The following is a 21,920-nucleotide window of genomic DNA, read 5'->3' on the forward strand; positions in this document are numbered from 1 at the left end:
ACCACCCGTCCGAATGTCCCTGAGTCCCATGCTGATCATTGAGCCCGACTTCGACCACCTGATCGATCTTCCTGGCGCCGGTCCGACGCCATGTCCCGTGGCTCTGGACTCGCGCGCGACGGGGTTCACCGACCTCGGCTCCCTGCAAGTGCATGAACTAGGGGACCGCGCGGCTATCGATGGCGAGACGGGAGAGGACGAGATGCTGATCGTTCTTCTCGCCGGGGCCATGACGGTCGCCGTTACCGGCCCACAGGAGGACGGGTTTCAGTTGGATGCCGATGGGGACTGGGCGATCTACCTGCCGCCTCACCACGTCTACCGGCTCGAGCCGCTGGTTCCCGCGACCGTGGCCCAGGCGCGCGCGCGGTCAAGCGCAGCGTCGTCCCCTCGAGCCTTTCGTCCTCTCAAGGGCCTGCTCCTTGTCGAAGAGCCCGCCGAACGCCTGCGCCTGAGGCTCCTGCCCCTGGAGGGAGAGACCGATGCCTCGGCCGGGCTGGACGAGACGACCGAACGTCTGGTCCACCTGACCGGCCCTGCAACGGTCCGCTCAAGGACGGTCACGCGGAACCTGCCCCCAGGTCACACGCTGGCGCTGGCTCCGGGCGAGAGCGCGATGGTGACAGGCGAAGGCGAGATCCTGGTCGTGGCTGCGCTCGGACCGCCGCGCTGAGGCTCACCTCAGTCTTGGCACTAGCTCAGGCCAGCCGTTGCACCTTGAAGTTCGAGAACAGGTAGCGGAAACCCGCTTCGCGCAGCATGGCGTCGGCGCGTGGGTTCACCCCCGCCTCCGCACCATGGAGCCAGCAGAAGATTTCGGCCGGCTGGCCAAGACCCGCTCGCATCTCGTTGGCGGCGGTGTGGATCTCGTCCCACAGGACATGATCGGGCGTCTCGGGGGTGAGCTCGAAGTGGCTCCGCGAATGGCAGGCGAACCCGTGACCGCGCGCGGCGATGGACCGGCCCTCGTCCCAGGTCATCACGACACGCTCGTCGGGGTATTCGTCCCGCTTGGGCAGATGCAATTTATGGGCCTTGGCGTAGCTGCGCTGGATAGCGGGCACTACCGCCGGAAAGGCCGAAGGCACGAAGAACCAGCCCTTGAACCCGAACTCCTCAAGGACAGGAAGCATCACGTCCACGTTGTCGCGGAAGCCTTCGAACAGCACCGGCATCAACCCTGGCCGCGGGTCGCTCCAGGTGCCGTCGAAGGCCGACGCGAAGTTGTCGGGGGTGATGGGCGTGAAGAGACCGGCATAAGCTGCGAACTGCTTACGGTACTCCTCCCGGCGGTAGCTGGGCGTCGCGTGAAAGTTCACGACGCGCAGCATGCGCCCGGCCGAGAGCCCCCGCACCAGCGCGGCCAAGGTCTCATCGAAGGAGCCGGGCAGCAGCAGTTCGCCCATCAGGCGGCCTCGACTGGGTGGAGATCGGCTGCGCGCGAGAAAGCGGGGGTGGCCAGCGACAGGAAGTGGCGGTCGGCCAGGGCTTCGATCAGGCGGGCGATGTCATCGGCCCCAAGATCGGGGCGGCGCAGGCGCAGTGCCTCGACCCCCTCGGCCAGCAGCATGGCAAGAATGCGGCCCGAGCCGTCGTGGATCACGGGCCGCGGCGACTGCCCGGTCAGATCCTCGGCCACGAGGAACATGGGCACGCCGATCTCGGCATAGTCGCGCGAGCCTAGCCGGTCCATGTCGGCCAGACGCGCATCCACCTCCTCCACAGGGAGAGGAGGCAGAGAGAAATTGATCATGATCAGCCCTTGACGCTGCCCGAGGTCACGCTAGCGACGTAGTACCTTTGCAAAGCCAGGAACACAACTATCACGGGTATAACCGAAACGAAGATCGCAGCCTGTTGCAGCGATTTCGTCGCTTCCTGCTCGAAGGCGCCACGCAGAAGATAGATGCCCACCGGCACAGTCTGGAGGTCAGGTGCGGTGCGCGTGACCGTCATGGTCCAGAGCACCTCGTTCCAGTGATACAGGAACACGAAGATTCCCAGGGTGGCGAGCCCCGACCCCACCAAAGGCAGGGCGATTCGGAAGAAGATGAAGAACTCCCCCGCCCCATCCATGCGGGCTGCATCCAGAAGCTCGTCGGGAATGGTCAGAAAGAACTGCCGCATCAGGAAGATGCCGTACCAGGTCACGGCAAAGGGCAGGACCAGCGCGGCATAGGAGTTCAGCAACCCCGCCCCCCCGGTTCCCGTCCAGTCGTTGCCACCGAGAAGGGGGACGTAGCGCAGGATGAAGAACCAGGGGATCAGGAAAATGAAGAAGGGGAACATCTGAGCGCCGACCACGAAGCGGAAGACGTTCAAACGGCCGCGAAACTGGAACTTGGCCAAGGCATAGCCCGCCATGGCCGAGGTCAGCATCTGCAAGAGCGTGATCGTTCCTGTCACGACTAGGCTGTTGGTCAGCCAGCGGAGCATCGGCAACTCGTCGAAGACCCGGACGAAATTCCCCCATTGCGGGTCGCGTGGCCAATAGACCGGTGGCCGGGCCAGGCGCTCGGCCGGGGTGCGCAGGGCTCCGAGCAGCATGTCGAGGAAGGGCAGCAGCATCAGCGCCGCCCCAAGGATCAGGAGCGCGTATTTGGCGACGGACCAGATCCGTCGCGCCATCGGTCGTCCTCGCCGAGGTGGGGGGCTCAGGACGGCGGTCGTCCCGGCGACAACGGGCGAGGCGGCAGGAAAGGCGGCGTCGGCCGGCATGGCTCAGTGCTCCTCCAACCCGCCCCGCCGCATCAGGCGCAGCTGGACCAGGGTTGCCACGAAGACCAGCGCGAACAGGACGTAGCTGACCGCCGAGGCGCGGCCCAGGCGGAGGTCCTCGAACGCCATCTGATACATGTATTGCCCGGTCGTGAGCGCCGCCCGGCTGGGCCCTCCCTGCGTGCCGGGGAACAGCACCAACATCAGGGTGAAGTAGCTCATGCCCGAGATGAAGTTGGTGATCACCACGAACAGGATCGTGGGCTTCAGGAGCGGGATGGTGATGCGGCGAAACAGGCTCCATGCTCCGGCACCGTCCATCGACGCGGCCTCGTAGTAGCTCTGGTCGATGCTGTTCAGCCCCGCCGAGAACAGGAGCATGTTCCGCCCCAACTCCATCCACACGAAGACCAGGATCGCCGACAGCATGGCCAGGCTGGGGTCAGTGAGCCAGCCCGGCCCCGGCAGCCCGAGAAGATCGAGAAGACGGTTCAAAAGGCCATCCGTCGGGCGCAGCAGGAAAGTGAAGATGAAAGCTACGGCCACGATGTTGGTCACCATGGGCAGCGTGTAGACGACACGCCAGACGCCCTGCAGCCGCGCCCGGCTCAGCGCATAGGCCAAGACCAGCGCGAGCGGGACGCCGAGCACCAGCGTCCCCAGAGCGAAGTAGAGCGTCTGCCAGACCGTTTTCCAGAAGATGGGATCGGTGGCGAAAAGGTACTGGTAGTTCTTCAGCCCCATCCAGCGGGGCGGCGACAGCGAATCCCAGGTGGTCAGGCTGATATAGGCGGCAAAGACCACCGGCAGCACGAAGAAGACCGCGGCGAACAGGATCACCGGGCTGAGGAACAGCCAGGGCGCCGCTTTCTTCGAACTGAGAAACTGCAGCATCGTCCCGAGGCTCAGGCGGCGGGGCGGGTCAGGGCTGTTCGTCCAGGATGGCCTGGATCTCGGCATCGGCGGCGGTCAGGGCTTCTTCGGCGGTCATGCTGCCCGACCAGGCCTGGTCAATGTAGCCGCGCAGGATGCGGTCCACCTCGGAGGCCTGCCAGATGTTGGGCTGCGTCACGGCCCGACCCGAGGTGACCTCCTCGACATAGGCGCGGTCGAAGTCGTCCGCACCCGCCGTCATCTGTTCGAGATCGGCGTTGTGACCCGAGAACGAGCCCATGCCCTGCATCATCTGCCCGGTGCAGGTCAGTCCGCCCTCCTGCGGCGTGTTGAGGAACCGGAGGAGGTCCCAGGCTTCGGGCTTGGCCTCCGAGGTGGCGTCCACCGCCCAAAGGAAGGAATAGAGCATCGTGCCGCCCGGCCCATCGGTCGGGATCGGGGCGATGCCGACGGTGTTGCCGAACTCCTCCCCGAAGGCCTCCTGCCAGCCGAACTTGTTCCAGTTGGCCGAGATCTGCATCCCCACGGCGTTCGAGGCGAAGTTGTCCACCACGATCTCGTTGGATGTGATCCCGTCCTGGAACAGCGCGGCCTGATCCGACAGGATGCGGATCGCCTCGGGCGAGGTCAGGTTGGTCGAGCGCCCGTCCTCCGCGAAGGGGGGCACGCCTGCCGCGAACATCTGGGCATAGAAGGGGTGCACGCCTTCGGCGACCGTGGTGCCATAGGCGTAGCCCCCGACGTCGATGTTCCCCTGATCGTTGGTGGTCGTGATCGCCTGGGCGATCTCGCGCAATTCGGCCCAGGTCTTGGGCGGGGCATCGTAGCCCGCCTGCTGGAGGAGCGCCTTGTTGTAGACCAGCGCGTAGATCGAGAGTTCGGTGGGAATGCCCCAAAGCTGGCCACCGATGGTTGCAGCCCCAACGGTTGCCGGCGAGTAGTTGGCGTTGATGAATTCGGCAATCTCGGCCGGGGGGGGCTCCAGCACGCCGGCTGCGGCGAGTTGCGGGACCCAGACGGAGTACACGTTGTATATGTCGGGCGCGGTTCCGCCCACACGGCTCGTCAGGATGGTCTGGAGAAAGTCGCCATAGGCCGTCTGCTGATGCTCGATGGTGATGCCGGGATGCTCGGCCTCATAGGCGTCGAAGCACGCCTGAAGCGGGGCGGCTTGCTCCCCGGTGTAGTGCGTCGCCACCTGGATCGTCTTGGCGTCCTGGGCGGAGGCCGCCCCCGCCGCAAGCCCCAGGGAAGAACAGGCGGCCAGAAGTCCGGTTAGCCGTCGAGTCATGCGTATCTCCCCATATGCGTCGGGACCGGCAGCATCGTGGCCCGCCGGCCCTCCCGAGACCTAGGAGCAGCATCGCGCTTGTCCAACGGCCCGCTGCTGTTCAGTCAGGAAGGAATAGGCCAGGTCTGGGACAGCTCCAGGGCAGTTCATGCCCAATCATTGATGCGGAGCCATCGAGCCACGGGGACATCATCTCGCCCAGGAACCGGGGGCAGGAGCATGTCCATAAGGCGCCGGGAAGCCCATCATCCGACACGCTGGCCTTCGCGCCGCGACGCCATAGACGTGACATGCCGGACCCCCTTTCAGGCTGCGCCGGGGCGAACGCCCGGCCTGTTCCGTTGCCTGGACTTGGTGCATGAGACTCCAAGCACCTAGGGCATCAAGGAAACGACCATTCGGCACGAGGCACGAGGCCGCCTGCGGCTTGACGCGACGTGCCCGAGGACCCTACAGGGCGCCGTCCTAGCCGATGAAAGGGTAGTGTGGATGACCCATTGGCTGGTAACGGGTGGCGCAGGCTTCATTGGCAGCCATCTGGTGCGTAGGCTCGTGGCCCAGGGCGACGCGGTCACCGTCCTTGACGACCTGTCCACCGGCTTCGCCGAAAACCTGTCGCCCGCAGCCGGTCTCGTTGTCGGGGACATCCTGGATGCCCCCTTGGTGGAACGGTGCATGGCCGGCGTGCAGGGCGTCTTCCACCTGGCAGCGAATGTTTCGGTACAGGACTGCGTGCACAACCTGCTCGCCGCCCATCGCGTCAACCTGACCGGCACCTTGACCATCCTCGAGGCCGCTCGCCGCAGCGGCAATTGTCCGGTGGTCTTTGCCTCGTCCGCAGCCGTCTATGGCGACCAGGGCGACCGGCCCTGCTCCGAGGACATGGCGCCCGCCCCGATCTCGCCTTACGGGGCCGACAAGGCGGCCTGCGAGATGCACGCCCGGGCGCTGCATGGCATCCATGGACTGCCGACGGCGGCCCTTCGCTTCTTCAATGTGTACGGGCCGGGACAGGATTCCGGCTCTCCTTATGCCGGGGTGATCTCGCGGTTTCTCGACAATCTCCGGCAGGGGTGTGTGCACCGCGTTTTCGGCGATGGCGGGCAGACCCGCGACTTTGTCTGCGTGGACGACGTGGTGGCCGCGCTTATCGCGGCGCAGGATCTTCTCGCGCGGGAGCCACAGGCGCTCGTCGCGAACGTCTGCACAGGGCGTTCCATCTCCCTTCTGGAACTTGCTGCAGCGCTGGACCGGCTGGGATCGGGCCGCGCCACCCCCATCGAGCATGCCCCAGTCCGCGCCGGGGACATTCGTCATTCGCGCGGCGCACCCGACCGGATGGAGCGTGACCTGGGCCTGCGCGCCTCCATTCCGCTGGATCGCGGGCTGGCGCGCCTTCTGACAACCGACCCCCATCCGGCGATCACCCGTTCGGTGGCTGGCACGGCGTTTGGGACGAATGTGTCGGAGTAGAGCGACACCAGGCCGCTCTGCCATTTTGGACGAACCGACGGGCTCTGGCCGAAACGGTCCATTCCCTCGCGCTGGCGTCAGACCGCCCCGCGATAGCGCTTGAACCATTCGACAAAGCGAGGAATCCCCACCTCGATGGGAGTGGTGGGCGCGAAGCCGTGGTCGCGGCGGATCGCTGCGATGTCCGCATAGGTCGAAGGAATGTCGCCCGGCTGGAGCGGCTCCAGACGCCGCTCCGCCTTGCGGCCGATGGATTGTTCCAGCAGGTCGATCATCCGCATCAGCGGCTCGGGCCGGTTGTTGCCGATGTTGTAGATGCGGTGCGGAGGGGCCGTCCCGTCGTCCATGGGCGGCGCGTCGGCCACGGCCACGACCCCCGCCACGATGTCGTCGATGTAGGTGAAGTCGCGCCACATGACGCCATGGTTGAAGACGGGGATCGGCTCGCCCGCCAAGATCGACTCGGTGAACAGCCAGACCGCCATGTCGGGCCGTCCCCAAGGCCCATAGACAGTGAAGAACCGGAGCCCCGTGAGGGGGATGCGGAACAGATGGGCGTACACGTTCCCCATCAGCTCGTCCGCCTTCTTGGTGGCGGCGTACAGCGAGACGGGATGATCCACCGGGTCGCTTTCGCTGAAGGGCAGCTTGGTGTTGCCGCCGTAAACCGAGCTCGAGGAGGCGTAGACCACCGACTCCAGCCCGTCGAGCTGGCGGGCGTATTCCAGAAGGTTCACCTGACCCACGAGGTTCGCCTGGACATAGGCGCGCGGATTTTCCAGTGAATGCCGCACCCCGGCCTGCGCGGCGAGGTGGATGATGCGCCGCACCCTTGCCCCGGACAAGGCTGCGTCCAGCGCCGCGGCATCGGCCAGATCGACGTGGCAAAAGGTGAAGCCCGGCCCCTCGAGCGCGGCCAGCCGCTGCCGCTTCAGCTCGGGCGAATAATAGGGGTTCAGGTCGTCGAGGCCGATCACCCGCTCTCCCCGGTCGAGCAGGTGCCGCGCGACGTGGAATCCGATGAAGCCGGCCGCGCCGGTGACCAGGGTCGTCATGCACCCCTCCGGGCTGCCGATCGGACCGGGCGGAAGGAAACGAGGACGAGGATCGGCGTTCTCCCGAATGGGCTTGCGATGCCGCGCAGCCATCGCCCCACCGAGAGGTTCCGTCAAGGCTTGGTCCCTTGGCGGGCCGCTTATGCCGGCTTCTGTGCGGATGCGCGACACGCCTTATGTTCCCGTTGGGACCAGAAGGAGGCCGGCGCCATGGCAGACGACCCGACGACCCAGCGTGAGGACACGCCCTACCACCGCGAAGGCGCGGGCGGTTGGGGCTCCGTGGAGGGCATGGCCAAGGTGATGGCCGAGATGAGGCCCACGCCCGCCGTGCTGGACACCTTGCGGGTCCAGAACAAGCCGGGCGGCCACATGTGCACCTCCTGTGCTTGGACCAAGCCAAAGGATCCGCACCCCTTCGAGTTCTGCGAGAACGGCGCCAAGGCTACCATCTGGGACCTGACCTCGGCCCGATGCGGCCCCGATTTCTTTGCCCAGCACACGGTGACCGAACTTCTGGGCTGGACGGATCACGACCTCGAGGTGCAGGGCCGCCTGACACACCCGATGCGCTACGATCCCCAGTCGGACAAGTACGTGGAAACCACCTGGGAGCAGGCCTTTGCCGGCATCGGGGCGGAGTTGCGGGTGCTCGACCCCAAGTCGGTCGTCTTTTACACCTCGGGACGCGCCAGCCTGGAGACCTCCTATCTATGGCAGCTTTTCGCGAGGCTTTACGGGCACAACAACCTGCCCGACAGCTCCAACATGTGCCACGAGACGACAAGTGTAGGCCTGAAGAAGGTCATCGGGTCGTCCGTGGGAACCTGCGTGCTCGAGGACTTCGACCACTGCGACATGCTCCTGTTCTTTGGGCAGAACACCGGTACCAACAGTCCGCGTTTCCTCCATCCCTTGAAGGAGGCCGCCAAGCGGGGCTGCCACATCGTGACCTTCAACCCCGTCCGCGAGGCGGGGCTCGTCAAGTTCAGAAGCCCGCAAAGCCCGGCGCAGATGACCATCGGCAGCGCCACGACCATCTCGGACACCTATCTCCAAGTTCGCCCCGGTGGGGACATCGCGGCGCTCCTGGGCCTCGTGAAGCGGGTGTTCGAGATCGAGGAGGCTCAGGGCGGCGTCATCGACCATGCCTTCGTGGCCGAGCACACCCATGGCTTCGACGCGCTGCGATCCTTTGCCCATGCGACCAGCTGGGACGCCATAGAGGCCGCCGCGGGCCTGGAGCGCGGGCAACTTGTGGAGGTGGCCGAGATCTATGCCAAGTCCAAGGCGGTGATCGGCATCTACGGCATGGGCCTGACGCAGCATGTCCACGGCTCCGACAGCATCGCGATGCTGGTGAACCTCCTCCTCCTGCGTGGGAACATCGGCCGGCCGGGAACCGGCATCTCGCCCGTGCGCGGTCATTCCAACGTGCAGGGCCAGCGCACCGTTGGGATCACCGAAAAGCCCGAGCTTGCCCCCTTGGACAAACTTGGGGAGATGTTCGGCTTCGAGCCCCCGCGAGAGAAGGGGCACACCACGGTCGAGGCGGTCGAAGGGCTGCTCGACGGCTCCGTGCGGGGCTTCCTGTCGCTGGGCGGCAACTTCGCCCATGCCATCTCGGACACCGGGCGCGTGCAGCCGGCGTGGCGCGACCTTGCCGTCAATGTCCAGATCGCGACCAAGCTCAACCGCTCGCATCTCTTGACCTGCCCCACGATGTGGCTGCTCCCCTGCCTCGTCCGGGCCGAGGAGGACGCGCAGGCCAGCGGCCCGCAGGCCGTCTCCATGGAAGACTCGCTCAGCCACATCCATGGCTCGATGGGCCGCCGCACGCCCGCCGCTGGCACCCTGCGGTCCGAGCCCGCCATCGTCGCGGGAATCGCCAAGGCGACGCTGCCCCCGAGCCCCAAGGTTCGGTGGGATGAGTGGGTGGGTGACTACGCCAAGGTCCGAGACCTGATCGCGCAGACCTGGCCCGACCAGTTCGGTGACTTCAACGGGCGGCTCTTCACGCCGGGCGGGTTCTACCGGGGCAACGCCGCCCGCGACCGCCAGTGGAAGACAGAGTCCGGCCGGGCCGAGTTCACGGTGCCTCCCTCCCTCCAGTCCCTGAAGCGCGAGTTGCGGGACGGGGAGTACACGCTAGTCACCCTGCGCTCGAACGACCAGTTCAACACGACGATCTACGGCTATTCCGACCGGCTGCGCGGCCTCGACACGGACCGCATGATCGTCCTGATGAACCCCGAGGAGATCGCCCGCGCGGGGCTGCACGAAGGACAGGCCGTTCGGCTCGTCTGTGCCTTGGACGACGGGCACCACCGAGAGGTGGGCGGGCTCAGGGTCACCCCCTACGACTTGCCCGACCGCTGCGTCGCGGCCTACTACCCCGAGGCCAATCCCCTTGTTCCGTTGTCCCTGCACGACGAGTTGTCCAAGACCCCCGCCTACAAGGGCACCCCGGTCCGCATCGAAGCGTAAGGCTACCCACTTCGGACGTTATGAACGGCAGTCCGGCCTTGGGTTCCAGTCGGGATTTGGGCATATCCGTCGCTTTCGATGCCGACCGGCCGCAGGAGGAGACGCGCCCATGACCACCGACGCCAGCCAGACCCTGCGCTCCGCGCGGGAGGTGGTCGAGGCCGGGCTTGCCCCTCGGGAGACGCTGTCAAGCCTGGACGCCGTGGCGGCCCGCTATGCGGTCGCCATCACCCCGGCCATGGCGGACCTGATCGAGCCCGGAGTGCCGGACGATCCCATCGCCCGGCAGTTCGTCCCCGACGAGGCCGAGTTGCGAGGCGCCCCCGAGGAGATCGCCGATCCCATCGGCGATGACGCGCACAGCCCCGTGCCAGGCATCGTGCACCGCTATCCCGACCGCGTCCTGTTCAAGCCGCTCCATGTCTGCCCCGTCTACTGCCGCTTCTGTTTCCGGCGCGAGATGGTGGGCCCCACCGGCCAGGGTAGCCTGAGCGCAGAGGAGACCGAGGCCGCGTTGGGCTATATCCGTGGCACTCCGGCGATCTGGGAAGTGGTGATCACCGGGGGCGACCCGCTGATCCTGTCCCCGCGACGGCTGCGCGACATCACCGAGCGGCTTTGCGCGATCGACCATGTCCAGGTCGTCCGTTTCCATAGCCGGGTGCCGGTGGTGGCCCCGGACCGCGTGACGGACGAATTGGTGGCGGCTCTACGGCCCGATCCCGGCAAGGCTGTCTATGTCGTGCTCCACGCCAATCACCCGCGCGAGTTGACGCCCGAGGCCCGCGCCGCCTGCGCCCGGCTGGTCGATGCGGGCGTCCCCATGCTCAGCCAGTCCGTGCTGCTCCGAGGCATCAACGACCGCCCGGAGGTGCTGGAAGCGCTGATGCGCGGACTCGTGGAGACGCGGATCAAGCCCTACTACCTGCACCACCCGGACCTCGCGCCGGGCACCGGCCATTTCCGCCTGCCGATCAGCGAAGGCCAGGCCCTTGTGCGGGCGCTCCGTGGCCGGGTTTCGGGCCTGTGCCAGCCTACCTATGTTCTTGATCTGCCCAACGGGCACGGAAAGTCGCCCATTGGTCCCGATTACGCGAAGCCCCTCCCGGGCGAGCCCGGCCGCTACAGGGTGGAGGATTATACCGGGCGCGTTCACGTCTATCCGCCTGGGGACGGACTTGCGCGGGACTGACCGTCTCACGCGGCGGCATGACGGCCCTCAACACAAAGTCGCATGTTCCCGACCCTGCCTCCCGCCCTAGACTCCAGACAAATGGGCGAGGCTCCGAGAAGTTCGCGCCCAAGGGATGGGGAACAGAATGCGACATCGTCAGACCCCCTCGGCCGCGTCGCAGGACGAGGCCGAAAACGGGGGCTCGCTGCGGCTCGAGGCGCGCATCGGCGGCGAGATCACCATCCGCCGGCTCCAGATCTTCTGGGCCGTGGCCCACACGACCTCGCTGACCAAGGCCGCCAAGCTGCTTGGCGTGACGCAGCCCTCGCTGTCCCAGCAACTGGCCAGCCTCGAGGCGACTATCGGAGCCAGGCTGTTCGACCGGGTGTCGAACGCGATGCTGCTGACCGAGACCGGAGCATCGATCCTTGGAAAGGCCGAGAACGTCCTGCGGAGCCTCCAGGAATTCGAGGACAGCCTGCCCGACGCGGGCGCCGGGGCGCACCAGACGATCCGGATCGCGGGCGTGGCTTCGGTGATGCGGACCATCCTGCCCGCAACCCTTCGCCCGCTGCGCGAGGCGCGGCCGCTCATCGACTTCGATCTCATCGAGGCGGCCCCGGCCGAGATCCTCGACCTGCTGCATGGCAGGCGGGTGAGCCTGGGCCTCCTGCCCTCCAACGCCGTGGCCGAAGCTGCCAGCGGGTTTCAGCAGCACCTCGTAGCCGAGGACCCCTATGTTCTCGTGGTGCCCGCCTCGCTCGACCTTGCGGGGGTGAGCGACCCGGAGAAGGATCTGTCGGCGGGCGACCGGAGCCTGCTTCACAGCACCGTCCAGTTCGTCTTCGGGAACCAGCATTCCCGGAGAATCCAGGACTGGTACGATCAGGTCCTTCCGGGCAACCGGCTGGCCGCGCAGGCGCGCAGCTTTGAGCTGGTCATCGAGATGGTGCGGAGCGGGTTGGGCGTCGGCGTCGTGCCCGCGCTCAGCGCCATGGCCGGACCGACGCCGATTGACGGCATCCGGCTGCACCGCATCGGCATAGAGCCGCGCCGGATCGTTGCGATGTTCCCGACGCACTGCCGCAACCAGGAGCCTTACGCCACGCTCGTGGCCACTCTGCGCGAAGCGGGCACAGGTCTGCGCCTGCCCACCGTCGCCGCGATGCCGCCCTTCATCGCCCAGCACGCCGGCGAGGAGGCCGATAGGTCCGGCTTATGACAGCCATAGATTGCGCCTTGGCAGACACGCCCCCTAGCTTGGCATGGCAGGAACGTCATCTGCGGAACCAGACGGCCCCACCCGATGGGGCCCGCAACTAGGGAAGAGACTCCACATGGCTTGGAATACCCCCACCGTCGTCGAAGTGCCGGTCGGCATGGAAATCAACATGTACGCCTGCGCGAAGACCAAGTGATCTTGGGCCTGCCGCGACCGGAAAGGACGGGCCGATGCTGACGGCCATCGTCCTGGGCGTCGCGGCAGGCGGCGGCGTACCGCAGTGGAACTGCAACTGCGGCATCTGCCAAGACGCCCGGCGCGACCCCGCCATGCAGAGCGGCCAGGCCTCCCTCGCGGTGAGCGCGGACGGGCGGAACTGGTTCCTCGTGAACGCCTCGCCCGACCTCAGGGCCCAGGTGATCGCCACGCCCGAGCTTCACCCCGACCCCGCACATCTGCGCCACACACCCATCGCCGGGGTGGTCCTGACCAATGGCGAGGTCGATGCCGTGGCGGGCCTGCTGTCCATGCGCGAGGGTTCGCCCTTCGGGCTCTGGGCTGCGCCCAAGGTGCTCGACACGCTGGCTGCGAACCCGATCTTCGGCGTCCTTCCCCCCGACCGCGTGCCCCGTCGCCCCCTGAACCTGAACGAGGCCGTGGATCTGCCGCTGCCTGACGGCTCCCCCTCCGGCCTGACGGTCGAGGCCTTCGACGTGCCGGGCAAGGTGGCCTGGTATCTCGAAGGGACGGCCCCGGCGAGCGGCGACACGATCGGCCTCACCTTCCGCGCCGGGGGGCAGACCATCCATGTCGTGACCGCCTGTGCGGGTGTCACCCCCGAACTTGCCGAGCGGCTGCGCGGCGCGGACACCGTCTTCTTCGACGGCACGCTCTGGACCGACGACGAGATGATCCGCGCGGGTCTGGGCCAGAAGACCGGGCAGCGGATGGGGCACCTGTCCATGTCGGGCCCGGACGGGTCGATGGCCGCGCTCGGGTCGCTGGGCATTCGGCGCAAGGTCTTCGTCCATGTGAACAATTCGAACCCCGTCCTCCGGCCGAACTCGCCCGAGCGTCAGGCCGTCGAGGCCGCCGGATGGATCATTCCCCAGCCAGGGAGCCGCTTCGCATGACCCATCAATCGCCCGTCCTGGCCGAACCCCAGGAGCCGCTCGACAGCGCGGACGCCATGGAGCGGCGGCTGCGCTGGATCGGGGCCACGCGCTACCATTCGCTCCACCCGTTCCACCGGATGCTGCACGGGGGCAAGCTGAGCCAGGGTCAGGTGCAGGCCTGGGCGCTGAACCGCTACTACTACCAAAGTTCGATCCCGATAAAGGACGCGGTCGTCCTGTCGCGCTTCCGCGACCGCCAGCTCCGGCTCGAATGGCGTCACCGGATCGAGGATCACGACGGCTTCTTCGACACCGAGGGCGGGATTGAGCGCTGGCTCAAGCTGACGGATGGGTTGGGCCTCGACCGCGCCTATGTTGAGTCCACCCAAGGCATTCTCGCCGCCACGCGGTTCGCCGTGGATGCCTATGTCCACTTCGTCCGCGACCGCACGCCCCTGGAAGCCATCGCCTCCTCCCTGACCGAGCTTTTCGCGCCGAACCTCCACGAGGAGCGAATCTCGGGGATGCTGAAGCATTACGACTTCATCAACCCTGCGGTGATGACCTACTTCCAGCGCCGCCTTGATCAGGCCCCGCGCGATGCGGACTTCGCCCTGCGCTACGTGCGCGAGAACGCCCGCACCCCGGAGGAGCGTCAGGCCGTCTGCGACGCGCTCACCTTCAAGACGGACTGCCTTTGGGTGCAGCAGGACGCGCTCTACCACGCTTATGTGAACGGCAACGTCCCGCCGGGCGCCTTCCGGCCGGAGGGGACGTGATGCGCCCCGAGATCGCGGCCGGGAGCGTGCCGCGCCTGCCGCGCCATGTGAAGCTGCGCCATGACAAGGCCCGCGACCGCTGGCTGATCCTCGTCCCCGAGCGAGTCTTGGTGCCCGACGACACGGCCGTGGCCGTGCTGTCCCGCGTGGACGGAACCCGCAGCGTGCAGGAGATCGCCGAGGATTTGGCGCAAACCTATCAAGCTCCGGTCGACGTGATCCTGAAGGACAGCGTGGCGCTTCTGCAGGATCTGGCCGACAAGGGCTTTCTGGCCGTGACGGAGGCGAACCATGCCTGAAGACCACGCCGATGACTTCCAGCTCGTCACCCGGACGGGCGAGGATGCGCGTGCCGCTTACGGCATTCCGCTCGCCGTGCTGGCCGAGGTGACGCATCGCTGCCCGCTCCAGTGCCCCTACTGCTCGAACCCGCTTGCGATGGAGCCGGCGTCGAACGAGCTTTCGACGGAGGACTGGCTTCGGGTGATCAGCGAATTGGCGGATCTGGGCGTCCTCCAGATCCACTTCTCCGGCGGAGAGCCGACGGCACGCAAGGATCTGGGCCAGATGATCGCCCGGGCGACCGATGTTGGGCTCTACTCGAACCTCATCACATCGGCAGTCATGCTGAGCCGCGACAAGCTGGCCGCCCTGGTCGATGCAGGGCTATGCCACGTCCAGATCAGCGTGCAAGGAGCCGAGGCGGGGCTGGCGGACCGCGTCGGGGGTTACCGCGGCGGCCACGCCAAGAAGATCGAGGCGGCGCGCTGGACCCGCGAGTTGGACCTGCCGCTGACGGTGAATGCGGTGATGCACCGCCAGAACCTGCACCAGCTCCCAGCCATCATCGACATGGCGGTGGAGATGGGCGCATCCCGGCTCGAGGTCGCCAACGTCCAGTATTACGGCTGGGCGCTGAAGAACCGCCATGCGCTGATGCCGACCCCTGCGCAGGTCGAGGACTGCACCGCCATCGTGGACGCGGCGCGGGTCCGTCTGCATGGCGTGATGGAGATCGACTACGTGATCCCCGACTACTACGCCCTGCGCCCCAAGCAGTGCATGGGCGGCTGGGGACGGCAGTTCTTCAACATCTCGCCCGCAGGCAAGGTCCTGCCCTGCCATGCCGCCGAGACGATCACCGGGCTGCAGTTCGATACCGTTCGCGACCGCTCGCTCGCCTGGATCTGGGAGCATTCCGAGGTCCTGAACGCCTATCGCGGCACCGCCTGGATGCCCGAGCCTTGCAGGGGCTGCGAATGGAAGGAGGTCGATTTCGGCGGTTGCCGCTGTCAGGCCTTTGCCCTGACCGGATCGGCCGGCAACACGGACCCAGCCTGCGCCAAGTCGCCCCTGCATGACCGCATCTTCGCCCTGGCCGAAACCGAGGCGACCGAGGAGCGCAACCGCTTCATCTACCGCAACCTGTCGGGCGGGACCGAGGAGGCCGGGCCCGCCTGATGGAGGCTGGGGAGGGCTTCTACCTCGATGTGGGCGATGGGCACCGGATCTGGGTCCAGCCCTGGGGCAGCCTGTCCGGGACCCCGATCCTGTTCCTGCATGGCGGCCCCGGAAGCGGCTGCAACCCCGGGCAGCGGGTGCTGTTCGACTCCTCGCGTCACCGCGTCGTCTTCGTGGACCAGCGCGGGGCGGGACGGAGCCAGCCGCCCCGCGCGCGACACGCCAACACGACGGCGCACCTTGTCGATGACCTGGAACGGGTCCGAATCCATCAAGGGATCGAACGCTGGCTCGTCGTCGGCGGCTCTTGGGGAGCGACGCTGGCCCTAGCCTATGCACAGGCCTGTCCGGAGCGTGTCACCGGCCTCGTGCTGCGCGCCACGTTCCTGGGCATGCGGGCCGAACTCGACTGGGCCTTCGGCATGGGCCTCGCGACCTTCCACCCCCGTCTGCACGCGGGACTCAAGGCCCTTGTGCCGCCCGAAGAGCAGGCGGACCCGCTGCCGGCGCTCTGGCGGCGCATCCTCGACCCCGATCCGCAGGCGCATGTCCCGGCGGCGATGGCCTGGTTCCACACGGAGCGGGCTCTGTCCGAACTCGTTCCGCCGACATCCACCCTGCCTCCTGTCGGCAACGGCACGCTTCCGGCAACGCCTTTCATGGAGGCGCATTATTTCCTGCACGGCTGCTTCCTGCCGGAAGGCGCCCTCCTGGCCGGGGCCTACCGGTTGCATGGGCTGCCGGGAATCCTTGTGCAGGCGCGCTACGATCTTCTGTGCCCGCCCGTCACGGCGCATCGCCTGGCCGCGCGCTGGCCCGAGGCGCGCGTGGTCGAGGTCGAGGCCGCGGGCCACTCTCTCGGTCACCCGGCGGTCACGGCAGCAGTCCGCGAGGCCGTGGACGCGCTCGCGTTCTAACGGTCCTCCTCGGCCAGAACGAAGGCGCCCGGCCGCTCCTCCAAGGCCGCTCGGAGAGCCACCTCGGGGCCCAGCACCACGACGGGGCCGGTCGGGATCGTCGCATCGAGGGCGTCCGCCAGACCGAGCAGATCGTCGGGCCGTGCTGCAAGCACCGCGTCAAGCTCTGCCTGCCGCAGGTCGTCGGTCAGACCGATCAGGTGGCGCTGCAGGAGGTCGAGCGCGAGGGTATCGGACGGCAGGGGGCGGTCCAGGGCGGCCACTGCGCCGACTACGGCGCGGTCCAGAAGCTCGGGACTCGCCATCCGGCGCAGCCATGCCCCGCTCTCCGCAAAGGCGTCCAGGGTCCGTAGAAGATGCGGGTCCCGAAACGACAGGAATGTCGCCACCCCGGTCTGGCTATCGAGTCGTGCTGTCACCCCGTACGCGCCGCCGGCCACCCGCACAGCGTCCCACAGCCAACCCGTCGCGATGGCGCAAAGGCCGATCCGTGCGCCCCCCACGGCAAGGCGCCCCGCATCGCCCAGCTCGGCCGCGAGACCCACGGCCTGGACGGGCAGCGCAACCTCATGGCCTTCATGGCGGCATCCAAGACCGGCGACCTGCGGCGGGCTGTCTGTTCCGGGGCCCCCCTGCTCTTCGGCAAGGGCGGCGAGCAACCGCTCGCCCGACGCGGCGGCGTCCATCCCGGCCAACCCCAGTGTCAGCCGCGCCGGATCGAAAAAGCGGGACCGCAGATCCCGAAGATCGTCCATAACCTGGTCCGGCGCCACCTCAAGCCTCAGAGCAAGGTGCTGCAGAAAAACAAGCTGGCCAAGGCCGTCGAGCCGATCCGCCATGGCTCCTGCTAGCCCGGTCATCGCGCGAAGCCGCAGGTCCACCATCTGATGGCCAGCCAACCGAAGTCGCGCCTGCTGTCGGGCGATCCCTTCCTGGATGAAGGCCTCTACTGTGCGGGGCTCCGGCCTGAACGGCTCCGCGAGCGCTTGGCCCATCCGGTCGAGCAGATCGGCCCCTTGCTCGGCCAGGGCCTTGCCGCGCAACACTAGCCCGGCCCGGGCCCCCCGCGGTCCGGCCCGGCTCCAGACCTCCGGGACGAGCAGCCCGTTGGAACCAGCGGTCCCCTGTGTCAGGAGGCGTCCGAGAGTCGGGACCAGATCGAGAGCGGCCAGCGGCAGGCCCGTCAGATCGATGGCGAGATCGGCCCGGACGATGCCAGGTTCCCCTAGCTCCATCCGGAGAACCGATCCGGCCGTCCGGATCGGCACTCGGTCCAGATGTCGGGGCAGTTCGGCCCGGGACAGGACGGGCAGGCTCCGCCGGGCGGCTGCCGAGTCCTCAGGGCCCCTGCGCCGCGCCGCTGTCTTTCGCGCCAGGGTCCGACGCATGGCCGGGGTCAAGCCCTTCGCGATGACCGCGAGACGGTCCGCTTCCGGATCCGGCAGCACCCCAGTCGGTTCGGGCCAGAGGGTCACCCGGTGCGGGTTGTCCAGAAGCTCCGCCCGGATCGCCTCCCGGAGAGGCGCCCCCCCCTGCCCCGCGCTGGCCCGAAGATGAACCAAGGCCGGAGCATGATCCAGCAGGTCCAGAGGATCGACGCCATGCCGCCAGGGCCCAAGGATCCGGTCCAGGACCACGAGGCCGCGCGGACGCGGGCCAGACAGGTTTTCCCGCAGGCGCAGCTCGAACACGTCGAGGCACCGCTCCAGATGCCCGTCCTCGAAGCCGTGGCGGACCACCCGATCCAAGGCCGCGAATATCAGGCCCTGCGCATCGTCCGGCCGTTCGGCCCCGATCCCCTCGATCCCCAGGCTGAGCACGGGCCCGCGGAACGCATCCAGACGCGGCATGCTGGGCATGATCCGCCCCGTGCCGGCCGTCCGCAGCGCGACGGGCCAAGGGGCTGCGGCTCCGTCGGCCAGAGCGCGCGTCATGAAGGCGCGTCGATAGAACTCCGGGGCTCCTGTGGTTTCAGGGAGAACCCAGCCTAACGCCATAAGGCCCGACGCATTCCCTCCCTGCCCGGCCTTGGACGGCCGATCCGTTCGCGGGGGTCCGAGCGGCGTCGTGATCGAGACGGGATCCTGCGGCGCGAAGCCGCTGAAACAATGGTCGATCTGATCCAGCCGAGCGCTGATGTCGTGGTTTCCCCAAAGAAACAGGCGCGCATTGGAGGGATGGTAGTGGCGGCTGTGAAAGGCCACCAGATCTGCAAGGGTCAGATCGGGAATGCTGTCCGGCCTCCCGCCATAGGCATGTTCATAAACCGTGCCAGGCAAAAGGGCCCGTCGCAGGTCCTCCAGCAGGACGTTCGCTGGGGAAGCGAAGTGCCCCTTCATCTCGGACAGCACGATGCCCCCCAGGCGGGGCTTCGAAGACAGGCCGTCCAGCGCCAGGTGCCATCCTTCCTCATCGAAGTCGGCCTCCCGCAGAAGCGGTCGGAGGACGGCATCGAGCGTCACCGCGATCAGGTGATCCAAATCGGCGTGGTTCTGGCTGGCCAAGTGAAAGCTGGTCAGATCCGGTCCCGTGGTGGCGTTGAGAGCGGTGTGGAGCGACCCTTGCAGAAGTCCGGCGAAGGGGCGGCGCAGCGGATAGGCCTGCGATCCGCGGAACACCATGTGCTCAAGGACATGTGCCACGCCCGTATCGTTCACGGGCAGGGTGGCGAAGGTGATCGCAAAAAGCTTGTTGGCGTCGGGCGTTCGGACGACGACGACCTCGGCTCCGGTAATCCGATGCGTCAAGTGCCAGCCTTTGCCGTCGAGTTCGGGCAAAGGGCGCCACGAGCGGATGAGGAAGGCGGGATGGTCGATCAACCGCTGACCTTTCCAATCCGTGGTGGGCCGCCGAGAACGAGCCGCGGCGCTTGCCTGGAGGCAAGGATGCTCGATCTGACAGACCATGTCACGCCACGGCCTCTCCCCCTGCCGTCGATCCTCCGTGGCGCTGCACCCAAGGCGGGGATTCGCGTTCAGGTCGCCGAACCGCGGGGCGCTCCGATCGCCCGAGCGCCGTCATCCTGCCCATCGGGCCGCTGGCTGAGCGCGCCCGCAGCCAGGAAGCTCAGCGCCACGAAGGGCAGTCCCAGTCCGTAGACCCAGCGGATCCCCCAATGCTCGCCCACGAAACCAAGAAGCGGAGGACCGAGAAGGAAGGCGACAAACGCGATCTGCGCCAGCGCCGCGACGTTCACGGCCGCGGGCCGGTCGGTCCGCTGCGCCGCAGCCGACATCGCCAGCGGGAAAATGGCGCTCGTGCCGAACCCCAAAAGCGCAAAGCTCAGGAGAGACAGGACCGGACCGGGCGATGCGAGCAACAGGACAAGAGCCAGCGCCAGGAGGACAAGCTGCGTGCGGGCCACGACAGCCGGCGAATACCGCTCGACGAAGCCGTCGGAGAAGTAGCGCCCGACTGCCTGGGAGACCGCAACCAAAGCTACGGCGATTGCCGCGACCGAGGTTTCCGACCCGAACAGGTTCGTCATGTAGATGGCCGACCAGTCGAGTCCCGCCCCCTCCATCAGTACCGCCGAGAGTGTCACGGCAACCAGCACGAGGATCGGCCAGGTGGGCCGGGCAACCCGATGGGCAGGCTCCTCGACCGCGCGGCTCGGCGCAGGTTCGAAGCGGCCCAGGGCCAGCATGACCGAGAGAAGGACCACAGGCACGACAAGAGCCAGATGCGCCTGAGGCGACATTCCGATTTCCGCCAGTCCCGCCCCAGCAAGGCCCGTCCCGAAGAAGCCCAGGCTCCAGAAGGCATGCGCCCGGTTCATGATGCGCCGCCCGATGAACCCTTCGATCCTGTCCGCCTCAAGGTTGAGGATGATCTCGGCGCAGCCGATCAGCAGGCCTGCCGGGATCAGGAGCAGGAAGAACATCAATGGCTCGGTCGCCCGGACCGCCAGGGCATAGGCCAGCGCGACCAGGGGCATCGCCACGAGGAGCGTGAGCCGGTGGCCGATCCGTTCGAGAAGTGGTGCCGCAGTGGTAAGGGCGATGAGCGTGCCAACGGGTACGCCGATGAGGCTGAGGCCCAGCGTCCCCTCGCCCACGCCCATGCCGTCACGGATTTCGGGCAGACGCGGAAACAGGCTGCCCATGGTCATGGCATGAACGGCAAAGCCCGCGAAGATCCGGTGCTCGGACCGGAGCCTAAGCCCGAAGCGCCACAAGGGATTCATGCTGACTCTCCATGAGGTCTGGCGATGCAGAGGGATGCCCTGGTTCACGAGCGCCGGAATGGCGGTCTTCGCACCCGCGGACCCTAGTGCCTGGACAGCGGGACGCAATGGTGTCCGCTCACGAATAGGCCCTTCCAAGCGGCCTGCTCGTGACGATGAGTTGGTGTGCCGAAGGCCCGTCCAGGTTCTCGAAGGGAGGTGTCAAGAAGGGACAGCGCCGGAAGCGGACAGAGCCGTTCTGGGAAAGTGGCAGGCGACGAGGCGTCCGTCAGTGAGCGGGCGCAACTCGGGACGCTGGGCGCGGCAGACATCCTGCGCATAGGGGCAGCGGGTCACGAACTTGCAACCCTTGGGCGGGTTGGCAGCGTTCGGGATCTCCCCCTTGAGGATTATTCGGCGGCGGCGCGCGGCGGGGTCGGCCACGGGCACCGGGATCGCGGACAGCAACGCCTCGGTATAAGGATGGGCAGGCGCATCGAAGATCGTATCGGTCTCGCCGGTCTCGATGATGGAGCCCAGGTACATGATTGCCACGCGGGTCGATACCTGCCGAACCACGCCCAGGTCGTGCGCGATGAACAGATAGGTGAGCGACAACCGCTCGCGCAGGTCTGCAAACAGGTTCACGATCTGGGCCTGCACGGAAACGTCGAGCGCCGACACGGGCTCGTCCGCGACGATCAGGCGTGGCTCCATGGCGAGCGCCCGGGCGATGCCGATGCGCTGGCGCTGCCCGCCCGAGAACTCGTGCGGGAAGCGATCGAGCGCGGTGACGGGCAGACCCACGAGGTCCATGAGTTCGCGCAGGCGTTTGGGGATCTCGGGCTGCGGACAGATGCCATGCACCGAGAACGGCTCGGACAGGATGTCGCCCACACGGCGCCGGGGGTTCAGCGAGGAGGATGGGTCCTGGAAGATCATCTGGACCGACCGCCGGAACGGCCGGAGTCCCCGAGTGCCCAGCCGTGTCACGTCCTGCCCGTCGTACACCACAGCGCCGTCCGTGGTCTCGATCAGGCGTGTGAGACAGCGGCCCAAGGTGGACTTGCCAGACCCGCTCTCCCCCACGAGGCCCAGCTGGTCTGCCCCCTGAAAAGTGGTCCTCCCTGAAGTAGGCTTTCGGGCCTGAGGAGGACGAAGGAATGCCC

20 protein-coding genes are annotated in these 21,920 nt (G+C 67.3%); 11 read left to right on the top strand and 9 right to left on the bottom strand.

Features of this window, described 5'->3' with window-relative positions; all coding sequences use genetic code 11:
• Positions 1 to 28: 28 nt before the first annotated feature.
• On the top strand, positions 29 to 673 hold the full coding sequence (locus FHG66_RS17530; RefSeq protein ID WP_176556322.1) for a 5-deoxy-glucuronate isomerase: 645 nt from the start codon (positions 29 to 31) through the stop codon (positions 671 to 673).
• 25 nt (positions 674 to 698) lie between these two features.
• Here FHG66_RS17530 and FHG66_RS17535 read toward each other — a convergent pair whose 3' ends face one another.
• From FHG66_RS17535 to FHG66_RS17555, 5 genes are all read right to left on the bottom strand, one after another.
• A complete protein-coding gene (locus FHG66_RS17535) occupies positions 699 to 1,406 on the bottom strand; it encodes a polysaccharide deacetylase family protein (protein WP_139078346.1) in 708 nt (235 codons plus the stop codon).
• On the bottom strand, positions 1,406 to 1,753 hold the full coding sequence (locus tag FHG66_RS17540) for a hypothetical protein (RefSeq protein ID WP_139078347.1): 348 nt from the start codon (positions 1,751 to 1,753) through the stop codon (positions 1,406 to 1,408). The genes FHG66_RS17535 and FHG66_RS17540 overlap by 1 nt, the downstream gene beginning before the upstream one ends.
• A 2-nt stretch (positions 1,754 to 1,755) precedes the next feature.
• Positions 1,756 to 2,628, bottom strand: coding sequence for a carbohydrate ABC transporter permease (locus tag FHG66_RS17545; protein ID WP_139078348.1), 873 nt, complete (start codon positions 2,626 to 2,628; stop codon positions 1,756 to 1,758).
• Between the two features lie 93 nt (positions 2,629 to 2,721).
• Positions 2,722 to 3,612 carry a carbohydrate ABC transporter permease gene (locus FHG66_RS17550; RefSeq protein WP_139078349.1) on the bottom strand — a complete coding sequence of 297 codons (891 nt, stop codon included), beginning with the start codon at positions 3,610 to 3,612 and terminating at the stop codon, positions 2,722 to 2,724.
• A gap of 28 nt (positions 3,613 to 3,640) precedes the next feature.
• Positions 3,641 to 4,903 carry an extracellular solute-binding protein gene (locus tag FHG66_RS17555; protein WP_139078350.1) on the bottom strand — a complete coding sequence of 421 codons (1,263 nt, stop codon included), beginning with the start codon at positions 4,901 to 4,903 and terminating at the stop codon, positions 3,641 to 3,643.
• 489 nt (positions 4,904 to 5,392) lie between these two features.
• Between FHG66_RS17555 and FHG66_RS17560 the strand changes: the two genes are divergently transcribed.
• Positions 5,393 to 6,376 (top strand): NAD-dependent epimerase/dehydratase family protein, encoded by a 984-nt coding sequence (locus tag FHG66_RS17560; RefSeq protein ID WP_139078351.1) that lies wholly within the window; start codon positions 5,393 to 5,395, stop codon positions 6,374 to 6,376.
• Positions 6,377 to 6,453: 77 nt separating this feature from the next.
• Here FHG66_RS17560 and FHG66_RS17565 read toward each other — a convergent pair whose 3' ends face one another.
• Positions 6,454 to 7,431, bottom strand: coding sequence for an SDR family NAD(P)-dependent oxidoreductase (locus FHG66_RS17565; protein WP_139078352.1), 978 nt, complete (start codon positions 7,429 to 7,431; stop codon positions 6,454 to 6,456).
• 210 nt (positions 7,432 to 7,641) lie between these two features.
• On the opposite strand from FHG66_RS17565, the gene FHG66_RS17570 reads away from it, so the two are divergent.
• From FHG66_RS17570 to FHG66_RS17610, 9 genes are all read left to right on the top strand, one after another.
• Complete coding sequence (locus tag FHG66_RS17570; protein WP_139078353.1) at positions 7,642 to 9,918, top strand: FdhF/YdeP family oxidoreductase; 2,277 nt, start codon at positions 7,642 to 7,644, stop codon at positions 9,916 to 9,918.
• Between the two features lie 109 nt (positions 9,919 to 10,027).
• Positions 10,028 to 11,110 carry a lysine-2,3-aminomutase-like protein gene (locus FHG66_RS17575; protein WP_139078354.1) on the top strand — a complete coding sequence of 361 codons (1,083 nt, stop codon included), beginning with the start codon at positions 10,028 to 10,030 and terminating at the stop codon, positions 11,108 to 11,110.
• A gap of 127 nt (positions 11,111 to 11,237) precedes the next feature.
• Positions 11,238 to 12,314 carry a LysR family transcriptional regulator gene (locus FHG66_RS17580; protein ID WP_176556323.1) on the top strand — a complete coding sequence of 359 codons (1,077 nt, stop codon included), beginning with the start codon at positions 11,238 to 11,240 and terminating at the stop codon, positions 12,312 to 12,314.
• A gap of 115 nt (positions 12,315 to 12,429) precedes the next feature.
• Positions 12,430 to 12,510, top strand: a complete 81-nt coding sequence (gene pqqA / locus FHG66_RS23000; protein ID WP_139078366.1) for a pyrroloquinoline quinone precursor peptide PqqA — start codon at positions 12,430 to 12,432, stop codon at positions 12,508 to 12,510.
• A 34-nt stretch (positions 12,511 to 12,544) separates the two neighbouring features.
• Positions 12,545 to 13,447 carry a pyrroloquinoline quinone biosynthesis protein PqqB gene (gene pqqB, locus FHG66_RS17590; protein ID WP_139078356.1) on the top strand — a complete coding sequence of 301 codons (903 nt, stop codon included), beginning with the start codon at positions 12,545 to 12,547 and terminating at the stop codon, positions 13,445 to 13,447.
• Complete coding sequence (gene pqqC / locus FHG66_RS17595) at positions 13,444 to 14,208, top strand: pyrroloquinoline-quinone synthase PqqC (protein ID WP_139078357.1); 765 nt, start codon at positions 13,444 to 13,446, stop codon at positions 14,206 to 14,208. Before pqqB ends, pqqC begins: the two co-directional genes overlap by 4 nt.
• Positions 14,208 to 14,507, top strand: coding sequence for a pyrroloquinoline quinone biosynthesis peptide chaperone PqqD (pqqD, locus tag FHG66_RS17600; RefSeq protein ID WP_139078358.1), 300 nt, complete (start codon positions 14,208 to 14,210; stop codon positions 14,505 to 14,507). The genes pqqC and pqqD overlap by 1 nt, the downstream gene beginning before the upstream one ends.
• The gene (gene pqqE / locus FHG66_RS17605; protein WP_139078359.1) at positions 14,500 to 15,669 is read left to right on the top strand and encodes a pyrroloquinoline quinone biosynthesis protein PqqE; all 1,170 of its coding nucleotides are present in this window, start codon (positions 14,500 to 14,502) and stop codon (positions 15,667 to 15,669) included. The genes pqqD and pqqE overlap by 8 nt, the downstream gene beginning before the upstream one ends.
• On the top strand, positions 15,669 to 16,586 hold the full coding sequence (locus FHG66_RS17610; RefSeq protein WP_139078360.1) for an alpha/beta fold hydrolase: 918 nt from the start codon (positions 15,669 to 15,671) through the stop codon (positions 16,584 to 16,586). The genes pqqE and FHG66_RS17610 overlap by 1 nt, the downstream gene beginning before the upstream one ends.
• Here FHG66_RS17610 and FHG66_RS17615 read toward each other — a convergent pair.
• From FHG66_RS17615 to FHG66_RS17625, 3 genes are all read right to left on the bottom strand, one after another.
• Positions 16,583 to 19,405 (bottom strand): insulinase family protein, encoded by a 2,823-nt coding sequence (locus FHG66_RS17615; RefSeq protein ID WP_176556324.1) that lies wholly within the window; start codon positions 19,403 to 19,405, stop codon positions 16,583 to 16,585. The genes FHG66_RS17610 and FHG66_RS17615 overlap by 4 nt on opposite strands.
• A 155-nt stretch (positions 19,406 to 19,560) precedes the next feature.
• Positions 19,561 to 20,772: an MFS transporter gene (locus FHG66_RS17620; protein WP_139078362.1), complete on the bottom strand. Its 1,212-nt coding sequence runs from the start codon at positions 20,770 to 20,772 to the stop codon at positions 19,561 to 19,563.
• A gap of 201 nt (positions 20,773 to 20,973) precedes the next feature.
• Positions 20,974 to 21,920: ABC transporter ATP-binding protein (locus FHG66_RS17625; RefSeq protein WP_139078363.1), on the bottom strand; the 947-nt coding region annotated here is incomplete at its 5' end.

The sequence above is a fragment of the Rubellimicrobium rubrum genome (assembly GCF_006152115.1).
Classification (GTDB): Bacteria; Pseudomonadota; Alphaproteobacteria; order Rhodobacterales; family Rhodobacteraceae; genus Rubellimicrobium; species Rubellimicrobium rubrum.

Coding starts and splice junctions, on each gene's coding strand:
- FHG66_RS17530 (WP_176556322.1), top strand. CDS start 29: ATGCTGATCATTGAGCCCGACTTCGACCACCTGATCGATCTTCCTGGC.
- FHG66_RS17535 (WP_139078346.1), bottom strand. CDS start 1,406: ATGGGCGAACTGCTGCTGCCCGGCTCCTTCGATGAGACCTTGGCCGCG.
- FHG66_RS17540 (WP_139078347.1), bottom strand. CDS start 1,753: ATGATCAATTTCTCTCTGCCTCCTCTCCCTGTGGAGGAGGTGGATGCG.
- FHG66_RS17545 (WP_139078348.1), bottom strand. CDS start 2,628: ATGGCGCGACGGATCTGGTCCGTCGCCAAATACGCGCTCCTGATCCTT.
- FHG66_RS17550 (WP_139078349.1), bottom strand. CDS start 3,612: ATGCTGCAGTTTCTCAGTTCGAAGAAAGCGGCGCCCTGGCTGTTCCTC.
- FHG66_RS17555 (WP_139078350.1), bottom strand. CDS start 4,903: ATGACTCGACGGCTAACCGGACTTCTGGCCGCCTGTTCTTCCCTGGGG.
- FHG66_RS17560 (WP_139078351.1), top strand. CDS start 5,393: ATGACCCATTGGCTGGTAACGGGTGGCGCAGGCTTCATTGGCAGCCAT.
- FHG66_RS17565 (WP_139078352.1), bottom strand. CDS start 7,431: ATGACGACCCTGGTCACCGGCGCGGCCGGCTTCATCGGATTCCACGTC.
- FHG66_RS17570 (WP_139078353.1), top strand. CDS start 7,642: ATGGCAGACGACCCGACGACCCAGCGTGAGGACACGCCCTACCACCGC.
- FHG66_RS17575 (WP_139078354.1), top strand. CDS start 10,028: ATGACCACCGACGCCAGCCAGACCCTGCGCTCCGCGCGGGAGGTGGTC.
- FHG66_RS17580 (WP_176556323.1), top strand. CDS start 11,238: ATGCGACATCGTCAGACCCCCTCGGCCGCGTCGCAGGACGAGGCCGAA.
- pqqA (WP_139078366.1), top strand. CDS start 12,430: ATGGCTTGGAATACCCCCACCGTCGTCGAAGTGCCGGTCGGCATGGAA.
- pqqB (WP_139078356.1), top strand. CDS start 12,545: ATGCTGACGGCCATCGTCCTGGGCGTCGCGGCAGGCGGCGGCGTACCG.
- pqqC (WP_139078357.1), top strand. CDS start 13,444: ATGACCCATCAATCGCCCGTCCTGGCCGAACCCCAGGAGCCGCTCGAC.
- pqqD (WP_139078358.1), top strand. CDS start 14,208: ATGCGCCCCGAGATCGCGGCCGGGAGCGTGCCGCGCCTGCCGCGCCAT.
- pqqE (WP_139078359.1), top strand. CDS start 14,500: ATGCCTGAAGACCACGCCGATGACTTCCAGCTCGTCACCCGGACGGGC.
- FHG66_RS17610 (WP_139078360.1), top strand. CDS start 15,669: ATGGAGGCTGGGGAGGGCTTCTACCTCGATGTGGGCGATGGGCACCGG.
- FHG66_RS17620 (WP_139078362.1), bottom strand. CDS start 20,772: ATGAATCCCTTGTGGCGCTTCGGGCTTAGGCTCCGGTCCGAGCACCGG.